The sequence below is a fragment of the Streptomyces sp. NPDC002104 genome (genome assembly GCF_053593795.1).
Map to the genome: position 1 here is coordinate 85,150 of NZ_JBSFDF010000015.1, position 15,460 is coordinate 100,609.

16 protein-coding genes are annotated in these 15,460 nt (G+C 72.8%); 12 read left to right on the plus strand and 4 right to left on the minus strand.

Annotated features, from left to right (window positions below; translation table 11 throughout):
- The first annotated feature begins 65 nt into the window (after nucleotides 1-65).
- From ACWCP2_RS15935 to ACWCP2_RS15965, 7 genes are all read left to right on the plus strand, one after another.
- A complete protein-coding gene (locus ACWCP2_RS15935; RefSeq protein WP_450909163.1) occupies nucleotides 66-1,274 on the plus strand; it encodes an amidohydrolase family protein in 1,209 nt (402 codons plus the stop codon).
- Between the two features lie 5 nt (nucleotides 1,275-1,279).
- Complete coding sequence (locus ACWCP2_RS15940) at nucleotides 1,280-2,443, plus strand: acyl-CoA dehydrogenase (protein ID WP_450909164.1); 1,164 nt, start codon at nucleotides 1,280-1,282, stop codon at nucleotides 2,441-2,443.
- A gap of 7 nt (nucleotides 2,444-2,450) precedes the next feature.
- The gene (locus tag ACWCP2_RS15945) at nucleotides 2,451-3,380 is read left to right on the plus strand and encodes an acyl-CoA dehydrogenase family protein (RefSeq protein ID WP_450909165.1); all 930 of its coding nucleotides are present in this window, start codon (nucleotides 2,451-2,453) and stop codon (nucleotides 3,378-3,380) included.
- Nucleotides 3,381-3,717: 337 nt separating this feature from the next.
- Nucleotides 3,718-4,269, plus strand: a complete 552-nt coding sequence (locus ACWCP2_RS15950; protein WP_450909166.1) for an ATP-binding protein — start codon at nucleotides 3,718-3,720, stop codon at nucleotides 4,267-4,269.
- A 241-nt stretch (nucleotides 4,270-4,510) separates the two neighbouring features.
- A complete protein-coding gene (locus ACWCP2_RS15955) occupies nucleotides 4,511-5,092 on the plus strand; it encodes a SigE family RNA polymerase sigma factor (protein ID WP_450909167.1) in 582 nt (193 codons plus the stop codon).
- On the plus strand, nucleotides 5,089-5,643 hold the full coding sequence (locus ACWCP2_RS15960; protein WP_450909168.1) for a hypothetical protein: 555 nt from the start codon (nucleotides 5,089-5,091) through the stop codon (nucleotides 5,641-5,643). The genes ACWCP2_RS15955 and ACWCP2_RS15960 overlap by 4 nt, the downstream gene beginning before the upstream one ends.
- Nucleotides 5,644-5,740: 97 nt before the next feature.
- A complete protein-coding gene (locus tag ACWCP2_RS15965; protein ID WP_450909169.1) occupies nucleotides 5,741-6,442 on the plus strand; it encodes a hypothetical protein in 702 nt (233 codons plus the stop codon).
- A gap of 80 nt (nucleotides 6,443-6,522) precedes the next feature.
- Here ACWCP2_RS15965 and ACWCP2_RS15970 read toward each other — a convergent pair whose 3' ends face one another.
- Nucleotides 6,523-7,449 carry a cyclase family protein gene (locus tag ACWCP2_RS15970; protein WP_450909170.1) on the minus strand — a complete coding sequence of 309 codons (927 nt, stop codon included), beginning with the start codon at nucleotides 7,447-7,449 and terminating at the stop codon, nucleotides 6,523-6,525.
- Nucleotides 7,450-7,568: 119 nt separating this feature from the next.
- Between ACWCP2_RS15970 and ACWCP2_RS15975 the strand changes: the two genes are divergently transcribed.
- The 4 genes from ACWCP2_RS15975 (at nucleotide 7,569) to ACWCP2_RS15990 (ending at nucleotide 11,702) form a co-directional block, all read left to right on the plus strand.
- Nucleotides 7,569-8,489, plus strand: a complete 921-nt coding sequence (locus tag ACWCP2_RS15975; RefSeq protein ID WP_450909171.1) for an SDR family NAD(P)-dependent oxidoreductase — start codon at nucleotides 7,569-7,571, stop codon at nucleotides 8,487-8,489.
- 212 nt (nucleotides 8,490-8,701) lie between these two features.
- Nucleotides 8,702-9,931 (plus strand): acyl-CoA dehydrogenase family protein, encoded by a 1,230-nt coding sequence (locus ACWCP2_RS15980; protein WP_450909172.1) that lies wholly within the window; start codon nucleotides 8,702-8,704, stop codon nucleotides 9,929-9,931.
- On the plus strand, nucleotides 9,928-10,995 hold the full coding sequence (locus tag ACWCP2_RS15985) for a Zn-dependent alcohol dehydrogenase (protein WP_450909173.1): 1,068 nt from the start codon (nucleotides 9,928-9,930) through the stop codon (nucleotides 10,993-10,995). The genes ACWCP2_RS15980 and ACWCP2_RS15985 overlap by 4 nt, the downstream gene beginning before the upstream one ends.
- A 122-nt stretch (nucleotides 10,996-11,117) precedes the next feature.
- Nucleotides 11,118-11,702 (plus strand): dihydrofolate reductase family protein, encoded by a 585-nt coding sequence (locus ACWCP2_RS15990; protein WP_450909174.1) that lies wholly within the window; start codon nucleotides 11,118-11,120, stop codon nucleotides 11,700-11,702.
- A 62-nt stretch (nucleotides 11,703-11,764) separates the two neighbouring features.
- Here the strand turns inward: ACWCP2_RS15990 and ACWCP2_RS15995 are convergent, their stop codons facing one another.
- From ACWCP2_RS15995 to ACWCP2_RS16005, 3 genes are all read right to left on the minus strand, one after another.
- Nucleotides 11,765-12,382: a flavin reductase family protein gene (locus tag ACWCP2_RS15995; protein ID WP_450909222.1), complete on the minus strand. Its 618-nt coding sequence runs from the start codon at nucleotides 12,380-12,382 to the stop codon at nucleotides 11,765-11,767.
- Nucleotides 12,383-12,554: 172 nt separating this feature from the next.
- Nucleotides 12,555-13,643, minus strand: a complete 1,089-nt coding sequence (locus tag ACWCP2_RS16000; RefSeq protein ID WP_450909175.1) for a GlxA family transcriptional regulator — start codon at nucleotides 13,641-13,643, stop codon at nucleotides 12,555-12,557.
- Between the two features lie 104 nt (nucleotides 13,644-13,747).
- Entirely contained in the window at nucleotides 13,748-14,398 is a 651-nt protein-coding gene (locus ACWCP2_RS16005; protein WP_450909176.1) for an HD domain-containing protein, read from the minus strand.
- 269 nt (nucleotides 14,399-14,667) lie between these two features.
- On the opposite strand from ACWCP2_RS16005, the gene ACWCP2_RS16010 reads away from it, so the two are divergent.
- Nucleotides 14,668-15,453 (plus strand): VOC family protein, encoded by a 786-nt coding sequence (locus ACWCP2_RS16010; protein ID WP_450909177.1) that lies wholly within the window; start codon nucleotides 14,668-14,670, stop codon nucleotides 15,451-15,453.
- Nucleotides 15,454-15,460 lie beyond the last annotated feature (7 nt).

Here is a 15,460-nt window from a genome sequence, read left to right on the forward strand (position 1 = left end):
CAGGGGTGGGGAGCTAGCTTGGTTCCAGATTTCTGACGCTCCATCAGATTCAGCGAGGGGACATCATGGAACTGCCTCGGATCATCAGCGTCGACGACCACGTCATCGAACCGGCCCACCTCTTCGACGTATGGCTGCCGGCCAAGTACCGCAACCGCGGCCCCAAGGCCCTCACCGCCGGCATCGGCGAGCTCGCCTACACCGGCGGCAAGTACGTGATCACCATGGACCCCGACGGCCCGCCCACCGACTGGTGGATCTACGAGGACCTGAAGTTCCCGTACAAGCGCAACATCGCCGCCGTCGGCTTCGACCGGGACGAGATGACCCTGGAGGGCATCACCCGCGAGGAGATGCGGCGCGGCTGCTGGGACCCCAAGGCGCGGCTGCTCGACATGGACCTCAACCACGTCGAGGCCTCCCTGTGCTTCCCGACCTTCCCGCGCTTCTGCGGGCAGACCTTCGCCGAGGCCAAGGACAAGGAGGTGGCCCTGGCCTGCGTGCGCGCGTACAACGACTGGATGGTCGAGGAGTGGTGCGGGGACAGCGGCGGCCGGCTCATCCCGCTCTGCATCATCCCGCTCTGGGACATCGACCTGGCCGTCGCCGAGATCCGCCGCAACGCCGCGCGCGGGGTGCGGGCCGTGACCTTCTCCGAGATCCCCACCTACCTCGGCCTGCCGTCCATCCACTCCGGCTACTGGGACCCCTTCTTCGCCGTCTGCCAGGAGACCGGCACCGTCGTCAACATGCACATCGGGTCGAGCTCCCAGATGCCCGCCGCCTCCCCCGACGCCCCGCCCGCGGTGCAGGCCGCGCTCAGCTTCAACAACGCCATGGCCTCGATGATGGACTTCCTGTTCAGCGGGGTGCTCGTCAAGTTCCCGACGCTCAAACTGGCGTACAGCGAAGGCCAGATGGGCTGGATCCCGTACGCCCTGGAGCGCGCCGACGACGTGTGGCAGGAGCACCGGGCCTGGGGCGGGGTCAGGGACCTGATCCCCGAGCCGCCGTCCACGTACTACTACCGGCAGATGTTCTGCTGCTTCTTCCGCGACAAGCACGGGATCGCCTCGCTGGACGTCGTCGGCCGCGACAACGCCACCTTCGAGACCGACTACCCGCACGTGGACTCGACCTTCCCGCACACCAAGGAGGTCGCCCTCGACCACGTCAAGGGCCTCGACGAAGAAACCGTATACAAGCTCATGCGAGGAAATGCCATCCGTATGCTCGGACTTGACTTCGACAAGGACCGGCGGACGGGGCGGTAGGCGCAGTGGACCTCACCTATACCGAGGAGGAACGCGAGTTCCGGGCCCGGCTGCGGGCCTGGCTCGCGCACGTGCTCCCCGGGCTGCCGCCCAGGCCCTCGCCCGACGACTGGCCGGGCCGCCGCGCGTACGACGCGGGCTGGCAGCGCCGGCTGTACGACGCCGGGTACGCCGGACTGCACTGGCCGGTGGACGCGGGCGGCCGCGGGGCCACCCCCACCCAGCACCTGATCTACCTGGAGGAGACCGAGCGCGCGGGAGCCCCGTACGTCGGCGCGAACTTCGTCGGGCTGCTGCACGCCGGCCCGACCATCGCCGCCGAGGGCACCGCGGAGCAGCGGGCGCGCTGGCTGCCGCCCGTCCTGCGCGGCGACGAGATGTGGTGCCAGGGCTTCAGCGAGCCGGACGCGGGCTCCGACCTGGCCTCGCTGCGCACCCGCGCGGTCCGCGACGGCGACGAGTACGTGATCACCGGGTCGAAGATATGGACCTCGCACGCGGAGGTCTCCGACTGGTGCGAACTGCTGGTGCGGACCGATCCCGTCACCGCCGAGACCCCCAAGCACCGGGGGATCACCTGGCTGGCCATGCCGATGGACGCCCCCGGGGTGACGATCCGGCCCCTGCGCACCCTGGCCGGGTCCACCGAGTTCGCGGAGATGTTCCTCGACGAGGTACGGGTCCCGGTCGCCAACCGGGTCGGCGCCGAGAACGACGGCTGGCGGGTCACGATGGTGACCCTGTCCTTCGAACGCGGCACCGCCTTCGTCGGCGAGGTCGTCGCCTGCCGGCGCACCCTCGGCGAACTGGCGCGCGCCGCGAAGGCCAACGGCCGCTGGGACGACCCGGTGCTGCGGCGCCGGCTGGGCCGGCTGTACGGGGAGTTCGGCGCGCTGTGGCGGCTCACCCAGTGGAACGTCAGCGAGTCGACACGCTCCGGCGGGGTCCCGGGCATCGGCGGCAGCGTCTTCAAGCTGGCTTACTCGCACGCCCGCCAGGAGCTGTACGACACGGCCGCCGAGGTGCTGGGCGCCCAGTCCCTCTCGCTCGACGAGGAGTGGACCCTGGACCGGCTCTCCTCGCTCTCGTACACGATCGCGGCGGGCACCTCGCAGATCCAGCAGAACATCGTGGCCGAGCGGATCCTCGGCCTGCCGAAGGGGAGGTGAGGGTTCCGTGGACTTCCAGCCGACGCAGGACCAGCGGGACCTGCGGGCGGGCGTACGGGACCTCCTGGAGGGCCGCTACGGCCGCGACGCGCTGCGCGCCTCGGTCGACGGGGCGGCCGGCACCGGCCGGTCCGTGGACCGGGCCCTGTGGCGGGAACTCGGCGGCGCCGGGTTCTTCGCGCTGCGGCTCCCGGAGGACGAGGGCGGGGTCGGACTCGGGCTCCCGGAGGCGGTCCTGGTCTTCGAGGAGGCCGGGCGGGCCCTGCTGCCGGGCCCGCTGGTCGCCACCCACCTGGCCGCCGGGCTGGTCGCGGGGGCCGCGGAGGGCGAGACGGTGGTGACGGCCTTCGACATGGAGGGCCCGCTGGTGACCCACCTCGGCGAGGCCGACGCGGTCCTCGGCGCGGACGGGGAGCCGGTGGAGGTCTACAGCGGGGAGCCGGTGCGCTCCGCGGACCCGCTGACCCCGCTGGCACGGGTCTCCGTACCGGGGCGGCCGGTGACGGCCGGCAGGTACCGCGACGAGGGGACGCTGCTGACGGCGGCCCTGCAGCTCGGCAGCGCGCTGCGCACGGTGGAGCTGGCCGTGCGCTACGCCAAGGAGCGCGAGCAGTTCGGGCAGCCGATCGGGGCGTTCCAGGCGGTCAAGCACCTGTGCGCGCAGATGCTGGTGCGCGCGGAGGTGGCCCGTACGGCGGTCTACGCGGCCGCCGTGACGGCGGATCCGGCGGAGGTGGCCGGAGCCAAGCTGCTGGCCGACGAGGCGGCCGTGCGCAATGCCCGGGACTGCCTGCAGGTGCACGGCGGGATGGGCTTCACCTGGGAGGCGGACGTGCACCTGCACCTGAAGCGGGCCTGGGTGCGGGCGGAGCAGTGGCGGACGGCGGCGCAGGCCGAGGAGGCGCTGGCGGCGGAGCTGCTGGCGGGGGCGGAGTAGGGCGCCGGCTGCTTGCTCATGGTGACGACGGGGGCACGGGAGGGACGGTGCGGGACGCATGTCCGATTACAGAGAGTTGATATCGGTTTGTGTCCTTCGCCCGACTCATTGCGGCCCGGAGGCGGGGGGCCGCTCCGGTACGCTCCCGGGAATGCGAGCGGTTGAGCGGCGCGAGCGCCGCACAGTATGCACCACGCCTACTCCTTCACGCTGGAATATGCCCGAAGCGCTTGTTGTGGTGACTGTACGTCAACCATGCTGCTCCGCAACGGGGTCACACTCGGTGACTCCGTCCTGTCGCGAGGCGAAGTGTCCGCCGGTTCGGATGGTGTGAGCGGTGCAGGTGCTTCAGGTTCAGCTGGAGGTAGGACCGGACCCCGCCGAGGTCGGCCGGGCCCGCCGATGGGCCCGCTCCCGGCTCGCGGGCTGTGGCATAGGGGATGACGAGCCGCTCGCGGAGACGCTGATCCTGCTGATCTCCGAGCTGGTCACCAACGCCGTCGTGCACACCGGCTGTCCGGCCGTGCTGCGCATGCTCTTCGGGGAGCCGGGGGTGCGGGTGGAGGTCGCGGACGCGAGCGACCGGGCCCCGTCCCCGCGGCAGGCCGCCGGAGACGACACGGGCGGGCGCGGACTGGAGCTGGTGGACGGGCTGGCGGACCGCTGGGGCTGGCAGCGCGAGGGCGCCGGCAAGCGGATCTGGTGCGAGATCGACCGCGAGGAGAAGGCCGCGGAGGGGATCGGGGACGAGGCCGCGGAGTCCCCGGGGGAGCCCCTGGACGGGTCCCTGTGCGGGCCTCTGGACGGGCTCCTGGACGGGCCTCTGGTCGGACCCCTGGACGGGCCGGAAATCCGTGGCGCGATCCGGGAACCGCGCGTGTACCTCTAACGAGGTGTTGACGGTTCGTCAACTGGTGATCACTCTTGTGTTGAACGATTCGTCGCGAGGGGACGCCAAGGGTCAGGTCCTGCCTTGACGAGTGCGGGTCGTGGGGTGGCGGCCGCCGTGCCGCGCTCGGGGCGTGCATGCGCGCCGCCGCCACCCGCAAACACTCCTCGTGCCGCGCGCGCACCTCGTGCAATGCGATGCCCCCGCCACGTCGTCTTGAGGGTGAGGGGGGTGTTGCCGGGTGGATCCATCCGAAGAATCCTTTGCGGAGTTCGTCGCGGCGGCCGGACTCCCGTTGCTCCGCACCGCGCGGCTGCTGACGGGCGACTGGCATCTGGGACAGGACCTGGTGCAGGTGACCCTGGCCAAGGTGTACGACCGCTGGGCGCGGGCCGGCCGGTACGACGCACCGATCGGCTACGCGCACAAGGTCATGGTCACCACGTACTGCACCTGGCGCCGCAGGCGCTGGCACCACGAGCTGCCCCACGCGGCCCTGCCCGATGCGGCGGGCGGGTCCGTCGATCCCGCGGCCGACGCGGTCGCGGCTGCCGACCTGCTCGAACGCGCGCTGCTCGGGCTGCCGCGACGCCAGCGGGCCGTGCTGGTGCTGCGCTACTACCAGGACCTGACCGTCGAGCAGACGGCGGAGATCCTGGGCTGCCCGAACGGCACGGTGACCAGCCTGACCGCCCGGGCCCTGACCCGCCTGCGGTCCCACCCCGACCTCTGGCCGGGCGAGGGCGAGGGCGCGAGCACGCGTACGAGCACGCGTACGAGCACGCGTACGCGTACGACCACGAGTGAGGCGGAGGCGCGATGACCAGGTTCCCCGAGGTCCTCGAAGAAGAGCTGCGCGGCGCCCTGCACGCGCTGGCGGACCGGCCGGCGGTGCCGGTCGCGGTGCCGACGGCGCTCGGCGCCGTCCGGGCGGCCGCCCGGATCCGCCGGCGCCGGAGGGCGGCCGGGGCCGGGCTGGTGGTGGCCGTCACGGGGCTGGCCCTCCTGGTCCCGCAGTGGTCGCCGGGCGACGGGTCCCGGATGCCCGCCCCGCCGGCCGCGACCGCGGGACCGCCGAGCGAACTGCCCGCGGCGACGGAGCCGGCCGTTCAGACGGCCCCGCGGCTCGGGGTCCCGTACGCCCATGACCTGTACGTGCACTGCGGGCTCCGGTTCACGAAGTTCGACGGCCGCTGGTGGCGCGCCGATCCGGAAGTGCCGGACCGGGACCTGGACGCGGCCGTCTGGGACGACCCGTACACGGCGGGCACGATGATGCTCGTCTCGGCGGCCGAGGCGCGCTTCGTCCGCCACGACGCGGGGCCCACGGTCACCTTCCGCGCCACGGAGGAGCAACCGCCGCTCTGCGCCTGAGGGTCGGGGACGTGGAACCATGAGGTGTCCATGACGTGTCTCAGTGCGGGGCACGCCGCCCCACTCCGCAGTCCCCCTCACCGCAGGAGAGAAGCGCATGGCAAACCCGTACGAGGCGACGCCTCCTCCCGCCCCGAGGCGCAGCGGGAGCAAGCTCCCGGTCTTCCTCGTCCTCGTCCTGGTCGCCGCGGCCATCTACGGAGCCTCCCAGTGGCTCGGCAAGGACGGCGGCAAGGGCGACGCCAAGCCCTCGACTTCGACCGCGGCCTCGCCCTCCGCCACGGCGTCCAAGGACCCCGGGAATCCGGAGTCCTCCTCCGACACGTCGAGCACGTGGGCGGTGGGCGACTGCGGCGGCCCCGACCCCGACAACCCGCCGGACGGCTACCGCCCGCAGAAGTGCTCGGCCTCCGGAGCCACCTTCAAGGCGATCGACATCAAGGACGCCAGCATCCTGCCGGGCGCGATCCAGTGCCCGCCCGGTACCGACCTGATGATCAAGGTGAGCATGACCTACGGCTCCGCGAAGTCGGGTGGCATCCCCACCAACACCGTCTGCGGCCGCAACCTGTCCGGCGGCCACCCCGGTGACGCGGGCGCCGGCGGCGGCCAGCTGGTGCAGGGCGACTGCGTGACGGACCAGGCGCAGGAAGTGCCGTGCGCCTCGGGCGGCTCGGGCGCGTACAAGGTCCTCGGCCTGGTCAAGACGAAGGCCGAGTGCCCGTCCGGCACCACCGAGCCGATGCAGCTGACCATGGCGGTGGGCCGCCCGTACGACGTGATCTGCGCCAAGGGCTGACCGCGGAACGGAAGGGGCGGTGGTCCTGGACCACCGCCCTTCGCGCGGGCCCGATGCGCTCCGCCCCGCCGCGCCGCGGGTCAGAGGATGGCGATCGGGGCCACCGGGGTGCCCACCGCGCCGACGAAGGGTTCCGGCATGGCCGAGAGGAGGAAGGTGTAGCGGGATTCTTCCGCACAGGCTGTGGACAACTTTTCGAGGTTCCAGTTCTGGCCCTGGTGCATGCCCATCTCGACCAGGTCCAGCGCGTGCACCGGCAGCCACAGGTTCTCGATCTCCGGCGGGAAGATCTCGAAGGTCAGGGTGTCGTTCGCGACGGCCGCCACGTCCCGGGCGTGGAACCACTCGGGCGTACGGACGGACAGGCCGGGGGACGGGTAGCCGTAGCCGTGCTTGTCGCCCGCCAGATAGACCTGCACCTGGCCGGTGCGGACCAGGACGATGTCGCCCGCCCGGACGGTGACCCCGGCGAACTCCTCCGCCTCCGCCAGGTCCTCCGGGGTGACCGCGTGGCCGCCGGGGAGCCGGTCCAGGCCCTTGGCGCGGGCCACGTCCAGCAGGACTCCGCGCGAGACGATGTGCCCGGCCTTGTCGATGCCGCTGAACTCGGCGCGGCCGTGCGCCGTGATGGTGCCGGCCGGGCGGCCGTTGTAGATCTTCCCCGAGTGCGAGACGTGCGTGAGCGCGTCCCAGTGGGTGCCGGCCTGGAGCCCGAAGGTCACCGCGTCGTCGCTGCACGCCACCGTGCCCGGGCCGAAGAGCTCCTGGTTGATCTGCACCATCGTGTGCAGCGGGTTGATCCGGCCGGGGATCATGCCGGACTGCACGCCGTCCTCCTTGAGCGGGAGGGCCAGGGGGATGCGGCGGCCGGTACGGATCTCGGTGGCGGCCGCGCGGACCACCTCGTCGGTGATCAGGTTGAGGGTGCCGATCTCGTCCTCGGCGCCCCACCGGCCCCAGTTGTTGACGCGCTTGGCGATGTCGTGGAACTCGGCGGGCATGGACATCGATCTCATCAGCTCCTCGAAGTGAAATGAACCGCGGTGACGAACTGGGTCTTGTGCTGGTGCGTCCGACTGCCCATAGAATCTAACGGACCGTCAGAAAACGCGGGAAGGGGCCGGACGTGGGGAACTTCTTGGCAGGCAAAGTCGTCGCCGTCACAGGCGCCGGCCGGGGCATCGGGCGGGCCGTGGCACTCGCCGCGGCCGCCGAGGGTGCCCGGGTCGTCGTCAACGACTACGGCGTGGGGATGGAGGGCAACGAGCCCACCAGCGAGATAGCCGAAGCGGTGGTGAAGGAGATCGTCGCCGCCGGCGGGGAGGCCGTCGCCGTCGCCGACGACATCTCGACCATGGCGGGCGGCCAGCGCATCGTCGACACCGCGCTCGCCCAGTACGGACGCATCGACGGAGTCGTGTGCGTCGCCGGCATCCTGCGCGAGCGGATGCTCTTCAACATGTCCGAGGAGGAGTGGGACCCGGTGGTCGCCACCCACCTCAAGGGCACCTTCACCGTCTTCCGCGCGGCCTCCGCCGTCATGCGCCGCCAGGGCACCGGCACGCTGATCGGCTTCACCAGCGGCAACCACCAGGGCTCGGTGGCCCAGGCCAACTACAGCGCCGCCAAGGGCGGGATCATCTCGCTCGTCCGGTCGGCGGCCCTGGGGCTGGCCAAGTACGGAGTGACCGCCAACGCGGTGGCGCCCGTCGCGCGCACCCGGATGTCGGCCAACGTGCCGATGGAGCTCAAGGAGATCGGCGAGCCCGAGGACGTGGCGGCGCTCGTGACCTACCTGCTCTCCGACCGGGCCGTGGCCGTCGGCGGCGAGAGGATCACCGGGCAGGTCTACACGATCGCCGGCCCGAAGATCGCCGTCTGGGCCCAGCCCCGTGAACTGCGCGCCGGCTACGCCGAGGGGTCCTGGACCCCCGAGAAGATCGCCGACTTCCTGCCGGGGACGGTCGGCACCGACCCCATGCCGATGCTCGCCCAGCTCGAAGCCATGGCCAAGGCGGCGGCCGCCAAGGACCGCCCCAACGCGTAGGCCCTGGCCGGAGGTTCGGACCGGGAACCCGGGACGGGCCGACGGGTACGCGTGCCACGGCGCCCGGGACCGCCGCGGGCCGGCCCTTCCGGAACGTGCCGGGACCGCCCGGCGTGCCGCCCCGGGGCGACCCACCGCACGGCACGGCTGGACCGGCACGATCCGCACGAGACGGCCCTGCGGCCGGACAGGACCAGAGGGGGGCACTGAGCATGGACTTCGGCTTCGACGAGGAGGACGAGCAGCTGCGCGGCCGCGCGAGGGCCTGGCTCGCCGAGCACCTCACCGGCCCGTACGCGCAGGCCCTCGGCCTCGGCGGGCCGGGCAGTGAGCACGAGGGGGTCGAGGTCCGCCGGGCGTGGGAGCGCGAGCTGGGGCGCGCGGGGTGGATCGGCCAGGGCTGGGAGACGGGGGAGGGCGAGGGCTACGGCAACCGGCGGCTCTCCCTCACCGGGCAGGTGGTGTGGGCCGAGGAGTACGCGGCCGCGCGCGCCCCGGCCCGGGTCGGCCACATCGGCGAGAACCTCCTCGCGCCGACGCTGATCGCCTACGGCTCCCCGGAGCAGCGGGCCCGCTACCTCCCCGCCATCGCCCGCGGCGAGGAGCTGTGGTGCCAGGGGTACTCCGAACCGGGCGCCGGCTCCGATCTCGCCGGCATCCGTACGACGGCGGTCGCGGACGCGGCCGACGGGCTGTTCCGGGTCACCGGGCAGAAGATCTGGACCTCGCTCGCCCAGGACGCCGACTGGTGCTTCGTCCTGGCGCGCACCGGGGCCGGGTCGGTGCGCCACCGCGGGCTGTCCTTCCTGCTGGTCCGCATGGACCAGCCGGGCCGGGTCGAGGTCCGGCCGATCCGGCAGATGTCGGGGACCTCCGAGTTCAACGAGGTGTTCTTCGACGGGGCCGTCGCCGCCGAGGTGGTGGGCGGGGAGGGCAACGGCTGGTCCGTGGCCATGGGACTGCTCGCGCTGGAGCGCGGGGTCTCCACGCTCGTCCAGCAGATCGGCTTCGCGGCCGAACTGGAGCGGGTGGTCCGGGCGTACGTGGACGCCGGCGCGGGCGACCCGGTCCTGCGCGAACGCCTCGTACGGCAGTGGGCCGAGCTGCGCACGATGCGGTGGAACGCGCTGCGGACGCTGGGCTCGGCGAACGCGAACACGACCGGGGGCGGGGGCGGTGACCCCGGTGCGCCCAGCGTGGCCAAGCTGCTGTGGGGCGGCTGGCACCGGCGGCTCGGGGAGTTGGCGGTGCAGGTCCGGGGCGCGGTGGCCACGGCCGGGCCGGGGCACTGGGCGCCGGGGACCCCGTACGAACTCGGACTCGACGAGGAGCAGCGGCTGTTCCTGTTCACCCGCGCCGACACCATCTACGGCGGCTCGGACGAGATCCAGCGCAACATCATCGCCGAGCGCGTGCTCGGCCTGCCTAAGGAGTCCAGGTGAGAGGCGTCGTATTCGACGGCAAGCAGGCCCAGGTGGTCGACGATCTGGAGATCCGGGACCCGGGGCCGGGGGAGGTGCTCGTCGCGATAGCGGCGGCCGGTCTGTGTCACAGCGATCTGTCGGTGATCGACGGGACGATCCCGTTCCCGCCGCCGGTGGTGCTCGGGCACGAGGGCGCGGGCGTGGTGGAGGCGGTCGGGTCCGGGGTCACGCACGTGGCGCCCGGCGACCACGTCTCGCTGTCCACGCTCGCCAACTGCGGGGCGTGCGCGGACTGCGACCGCGGCCGGCCGACGATGTGCCGCAAGGCGATCGGGATGCCGGGCCAGCCGTTCTCGCGGGGCGGCAAGCCGCTCTTCCAGTTCGCGTCCAACTCGGCCTTCGCGGAACGGACGATCGTCAAGGCCGTGCAGGCGGTGAAGATCCCCCAGGACATCCCGCTGACCTCGGCCGCCCTGATCGGCTGCGGGGTCCTGACGGGCGTGGGCGCCGTACTGAACCGGGCGAAGGTGGACCGCGGCGAGAGCGTGGTCGTCATCGGCACCGGCGGCATCGGGCTCAACGTGCTCCAGGGCGCCCGGATCGCGGGCGCCACGACCATCGTGGCGATCGACGCGAACCCGGCGAAGGAAGCGGTGGCCCGGCAGTTCGGCGCCACGCACTTCATCGACGCCTCGGCGGTGGCGGACTCCTCGGCGGCCGTCAAGGAGATCCTGCCGACGGGCGCGGACCACGCCTTCGAGTGCGTGGGCAACGTCAAGCTGATCCGGCAGGCGATCGACCTGCTGGACCGGCACGGACAGGCGGTGCTGCTCGGCGTGCCCGGCTTCAAGGAGGAGGCCGCCTTCCAGGTCTCGTCCATGTACCTGGACAAGACGATCATGGGCTGCCGGTACGGATCCTCGCGCCCGCAGCGGGACATCGCGCTCTACGCGGAGCTCTACCGGCAGGGCCGGCTGCTGCTGGACGAGCTGGTCACCGAGGTCTACCCGGTCGAGGACTTCGCCAAGGCCGTGGACGACGCCCACCACGGGCGGGTGGCCCGGGGGGTCCTCACGTTCTGAGTCCCCCAATTCTGTGCCCGACCCCGCTCCCCGGAGCGGGGCCGGGCGCGGGCGTGCACCGATGAGTTTTCCGCGCCGCGCCGGTCCGTACGGGCGAGACCGATTCACGGAAGGCTGGCGCCATGAGGAAACTGATCTACGGCATGAACGTGTCCCTGGACGGCTACATCGCCGCGCCCGGCGACGACATCGGCTGGAGCGTGCCGAGCGACGAGCTGTTCGGGTTCTGGTCCGACCAGTTGCAGGCGATGGACCTGGAGCTGTACGGGCGCAAGCTGTGGCGGACGATGAGCTCCCACTGGCCGACCGCCGACCAGCAGCCGGGCGCCACCCCGGCGGAGATCGAGTTCGCGCGCCGCTGGCGTGACCTGTCGAAGGTGGTGTTCTCCTCGACGATCGACGACACGGTCGAGCCGGTCGCCGCGGTCGACCGGAACACGCGCCTGGTCACCGGCGACGCGGTCGCCGAGATCACCCGGCTCAAGGCCGAGGACGGCGGTCCGATGCACATCGGCGGTGCGACGCTCGCGGGGGCGGCCCTGCGGGCCGGGCTGATCGACGAGTACCTGCTGGCCACCGCCCCGGTCCTGGTGGGCGGCGGCACGCCGTTCTTCACCGCGCTGGACACCTGGGTGAACCTGAACCTGGTGGAGACGCGGGCACTGCCCGGCGGCGTGATCCTGACCAGGTACGAGACGAGGCGCTGAGACCCGGCCGTGGGCGGATGGGCGGGTGCGCGGGTGCGCGGGTGCGTCGGTGCGTGGGCGCGTCAGTCGGTGAAGCGGCCGAAGCGGCCCTTGTGGAAGAGCAGGGGATCGCCCTCGCCGGCCGCGCCCATGGCCTCGACCTTGCCCACCACGATGAGGTGGTCGCCGCCGGTGTGCACGGCGTGGATGCGGCAGTCGATCCAGGCGGGCACCGCGTCGAGCTGCGGGGAGCCCGTGGCGGGGGCCGGGGTGTGGGCGACCCCGGCGAACTTGTCGGCGCCGCTGACGGCGAAGGCCCGGCACAGGTCGCCCTGTTCGGCGCCGAGGATGTTCACGCAGAACACCCCGGTGCGGGCGATGCGGGGCCAGGTGGTCGACGTACGGGCCACCATGAAGGTGACCAGCGGGGGGTCGAGGGAGAGCGAGGCGAAGGACTGGCAGGCGAAGCCGGCCGGAGTGTCCTCGCCCTCGCCGGGCGGTGAGGTGATGATCGTGACCCCGCTGGCGAAGTTCCCCAGTACGGCGCGGAATTCGGCGGGGCTGACGGGCGCGCGCTCGTGTTCGCCGACGGCACGCAGATCGGGGCGGGGCAGTGCTTCGACGGGCTCGGTCCCGGGCTCCGCGGCGGCGGAGGGGAGGGAGCCGACTGACCTGAGGTATCGGACGACGGTGGCCGCCATCCCTGCGTGTCCCATCACATCTCCGATTGAAGCTGACGGTGCGTCAGATGGGAAGGGGAGTGTGGGGTCCACCATGGATCGAACGCGTTCGATCATCGGACGGCCACCTTCGCGGACGTGATGGACGATGCTCGGAGCGCGGCACGGGGGAGCCCCGGGAAGCGGACCGCTCCTACGGCCGGGCGGCCGTGGTCCTCACCGTGCCGGACTGCGCGGAGGCTTCGCTCAGGGGGGAGGTGGCGGGCACGGCGGCGGAACCGGAGCTGTTCGTGCTGATCGGGGACCCGGACGGCGGGGACGTGCGCGTGCTGCGGAAGCGGGCGCGGTAGGCGGTCGGGGCGAGGCCCAGGGAGTGCTGGAAGACCCGCCGCATCGTCTCGGCCGAGCCGAAGCCCGACTGCCCGGCCACCGTGTCCACCGGGTCGTCACCGGCCTCCAGCAGGGCCTGGGCGGCTTCGAGACGGACGGATTCCAGGTACTGCCCCGGCGTCATCCCGGTCTCCGAGCGGAAGAGCCGGGCCAGGTGCCGGGCACTGACCCCCGCGTCCCGGGTGACCTCGTCGAGCGCGCGCCGCGGATCGGCCCCGAGGGCGTCCATGACCGTGCGCAGCACCGGGTGCCCGGCCTCGCGCGGGGTCAGGCGGGCGCTGTACTGGGACTGGCCGCCGGGCCTGGCCATGAAGACGACCAGCTCCCGCGCGACCTCCCGGGCGACGGCGGCCCCGTGGTCCTCCTCGACCAGGGACAGCGCGAGGTCGATGCCGGAGGTCACCCCGGCGGAGGTGACCACGTGCCCGTCCTGGACGAACACCGGATCCGCCTCCACGCGCACCAGTGGGTACGCGGCCGCGAGCTGCGCCGCGAGCCTCCAGTGGGTGACCGCCCGCCGCCCGTCGAGCACCCCGGTCTCCGCCAGGACGAAGGCCCCCGCGCACACGGAGGTGACCCGGCGCGAGCGCCGTACCAGCGCGCCGACCAGGCCCGTCAGCGCCGGATCGGCGACGGCCCGCCGCCAGTCGCTCCGGCCGGGGACGACGAGGGTCCCGAGGCGGGCGGGCAGGGCGCCGGGGCCGCCGTCCGGGCCCCGGTCCGGGCCGCAGTCCGCGCCGATGCGTACGCCCGAGGAGGTGCGGACGTCCGTCCCGTCCGGGGAGACGATCCGGACCTCGTAGCGGGCGCCGTGGAGGTTGGCGGTGGTGAACACCTCGGCGGGGCCCGTGACATCGAGCAGCTGCACGCCGTCGAAGGCGACGATGACCACGGGGTGAGGTGCGGTCCGCCCGGCGGGGCGTGCGGCTGCTTGTCCGGCGGTGCGGGGAGTGTGGGGAGTGCGGGGAGTGCGGGGAGTGCGGGCGGTGCGGGCGGCTACTCGGCCCATGGGGAGTCCAGGATCCGGCGTACGAAGTCCTCGCGCTCGAAACCGGGGACGTGGTGCGCGAGCACGTCGGCCTTGACGTTGCCGAAGGCGGTTCCGGGCCTGGGCGCCACGCCGTCGGCGAAGGCGCGCAGGATGCGTTCCTTGAAGCCGGGGCGCGGGTGCAGGGCGACGACCGCCGCGCGGTCCGCCTCGGCGAGGTCGTGGTAGCCGATGCCGAGCACGTCGTACTCCACGCCGGCCGTCACCAGCGCCACCTCGGGCTCCATGTGCTCCGGGATGCCCGGGGTGGTGTGCAGGGCGATCGCCGTCCACACCCGGCGCACCGGGTCCTCGGGGACGCCGTGGCTCCGCAGGAACCGGCGTGCCTGGTCGGCGCCGTCCACCTCGAAGCGGCGGCCACTGGTGTGGAAGGGCTCGGTGAGGCCGAGGTCGTGGAACATCGCGGCCACGTAGAGCAGTTCGGGATCGGCCTCGATGCCGAGCCGGCGGCCCTGGAGGCGGCCGAAGAAGTACACCCGGCGGGAGTGGTCGTAGAGCAGCTCGCCCAGGCTGTCCCGGACGAGTTCCGTCGCCTCCTTGGCGAGGGGCGAGTCCGGTACGCGGAGGGGGTGGGAGGCCCTTGTCGTCTCTGATGGCATGGATCCGTGGTCCTTTCCTGGTCCTCGGCGGTTCCCCACCAGTGTTCGCGGGCCGTGCGCCCTTCCGCCATGGCCGCCGCGCCATACATCCCACAGATACGGACACGGGTGCGGGGGCGCCGCGGCCGTACGGGTGATTCCACCGTCGTGCGGGGCTGCCCGGGGCGCGGGGTCCGTACGGGCTCGGCATCGTGGCGGGGGGACCGGGGCGCCGCTCGCCCTGGGACCCCGGACCGGCCCGGTAGCAGCGCACGCACTGGAGGAAGCTCATGCTCGGCACCGATTTCCGCAAGGGATCGCCCAACTGGCTCGACCTCGGGAGCCCCGACACCGACGGGGCCGTCTCGTTCTACACCGCCGTCTTCGGCTGGGAGTTCCTCTCCCTGGGTCCCGAGACGGGCGGCTACGGCTTCTTCCAGATCGGCGGCAAGACCGTCGCCGCCCTCGGGCCGCTCACCGAGGAGGGCGCCGCCCCGGCGTGGATGCTGCACTTCAGCACCCCCGACATCGAGGAGACGGCGGCGGCCGTCAGGGCGGGCGGCGGCGTGGTCCGGGCGGAGCCCGGGGACGTCATGGGGGAGGGCCGGCTGGCGCAGTTCACCGACCCGCAGGGCGCGGAGTTCGCGTGCTGGCAGCCGGGGAAGACCGCCGGGCTGGGGCGGACCTCGGAGGTGAACAGCCTGGTCTGGGCGGAGCTGCACGTACCCGACCCGGTCGCGGCCCTCGCGTTCTACGGGGGCCTCTTCGGGTGGCGTTCGGCCGAGATGGAAGCACCCGGGATGACCTACCGGGTGCTGAGCGTCGCCGACGGGGACCAGGAGGACGGGTCCTTCGGCGGGGTCGCCCCGCAGGGCGACGGGGTGGGTGACGAAGTCCCGCGCTGGGTCCCGTACTTCAACGTCGCCGACGTGGACGCGACGGTGGCCGCGGTACGGGGCGGGGGCGGGTCGGTGCTGATGCCCGCCGCGGATGTTCCCGACGTCGGGCGGATGGCGTGGACGGCGGATCCGACGGGAGCGGTGTTCGCGCTGCTCACGCCGGATCCGCGGATGTAGGGCGCGC

Excerpts from the sequence above, each read along its gene's own strand:
- ACWCP2_RS15935 (WP_450909163.1), top strand. The coding sequence starts at position 66 with ATGGAACTGCCTCGGATCATCAGCGTCGACGACCACGTCATCGAACCG.
- ACWCP2_RS15960 (WP_450909168.1), top strand. The coding sequence starts at position 5,089 with ATGACCAGGTTCCCCGAGGTCCTCGAAGAAGAGCTGCGCGGCGCCCTG.
- ACWCP2_RS15965 (WP_450909169.1), top strand. The coding sequence starts at position 5,741 with ATGGCAAACCCGTACGAGGCGACGCCTCCTCCCGCCCCGAGGCGCAGC.
- ACWCP2_RS15970 (WP_450909170.1), bottom strand. The coding sequence starts at position 7,449 with ATGTCCATGCCCGCCGAGTTCCACGACATCGCCAAGCGCGTCAACAAC.
- ACWCP2_RS15980 (WP_450909172.1), top strand. The coding sequence starts at position 8,702 with ATGGACTTCGGCTTCGACGAGGAGGACGAGCAGCTGCGCGGCCGCGCG.
- ACWCP2_RS15990 (WP_450909174.1), top strand. The coding sequence starts at position 11,118 with ATGAGGAAACTGATCTACGGCATGAACGTGTCCCTGGACGGCTACATC.
- ACWCP2_RS15995 (WP_450909222.1), bottom strand. The coding sequence starts at position 12,382 with ATGGCGGCCACCGTCGTCCGATACCTCAGGTCAGTCGGCTCCCTCCCC.
- ACWCP2_RS16005 (WP_450909176.1), bottom strand. The coding sequence starts at position 14,398 with ATGCCATCAGAGACGACAAGGGCCTCCCACCCCCTCCGCGTACCGGAC.
- ACWCP2_RS16010 (WP_450909177.1), top strand. The coding sequence starts at position 14,668 with ATGCTCGGCACCGATTTCCGCAAGGGATCGCCCAACTGGCTCGACCTC.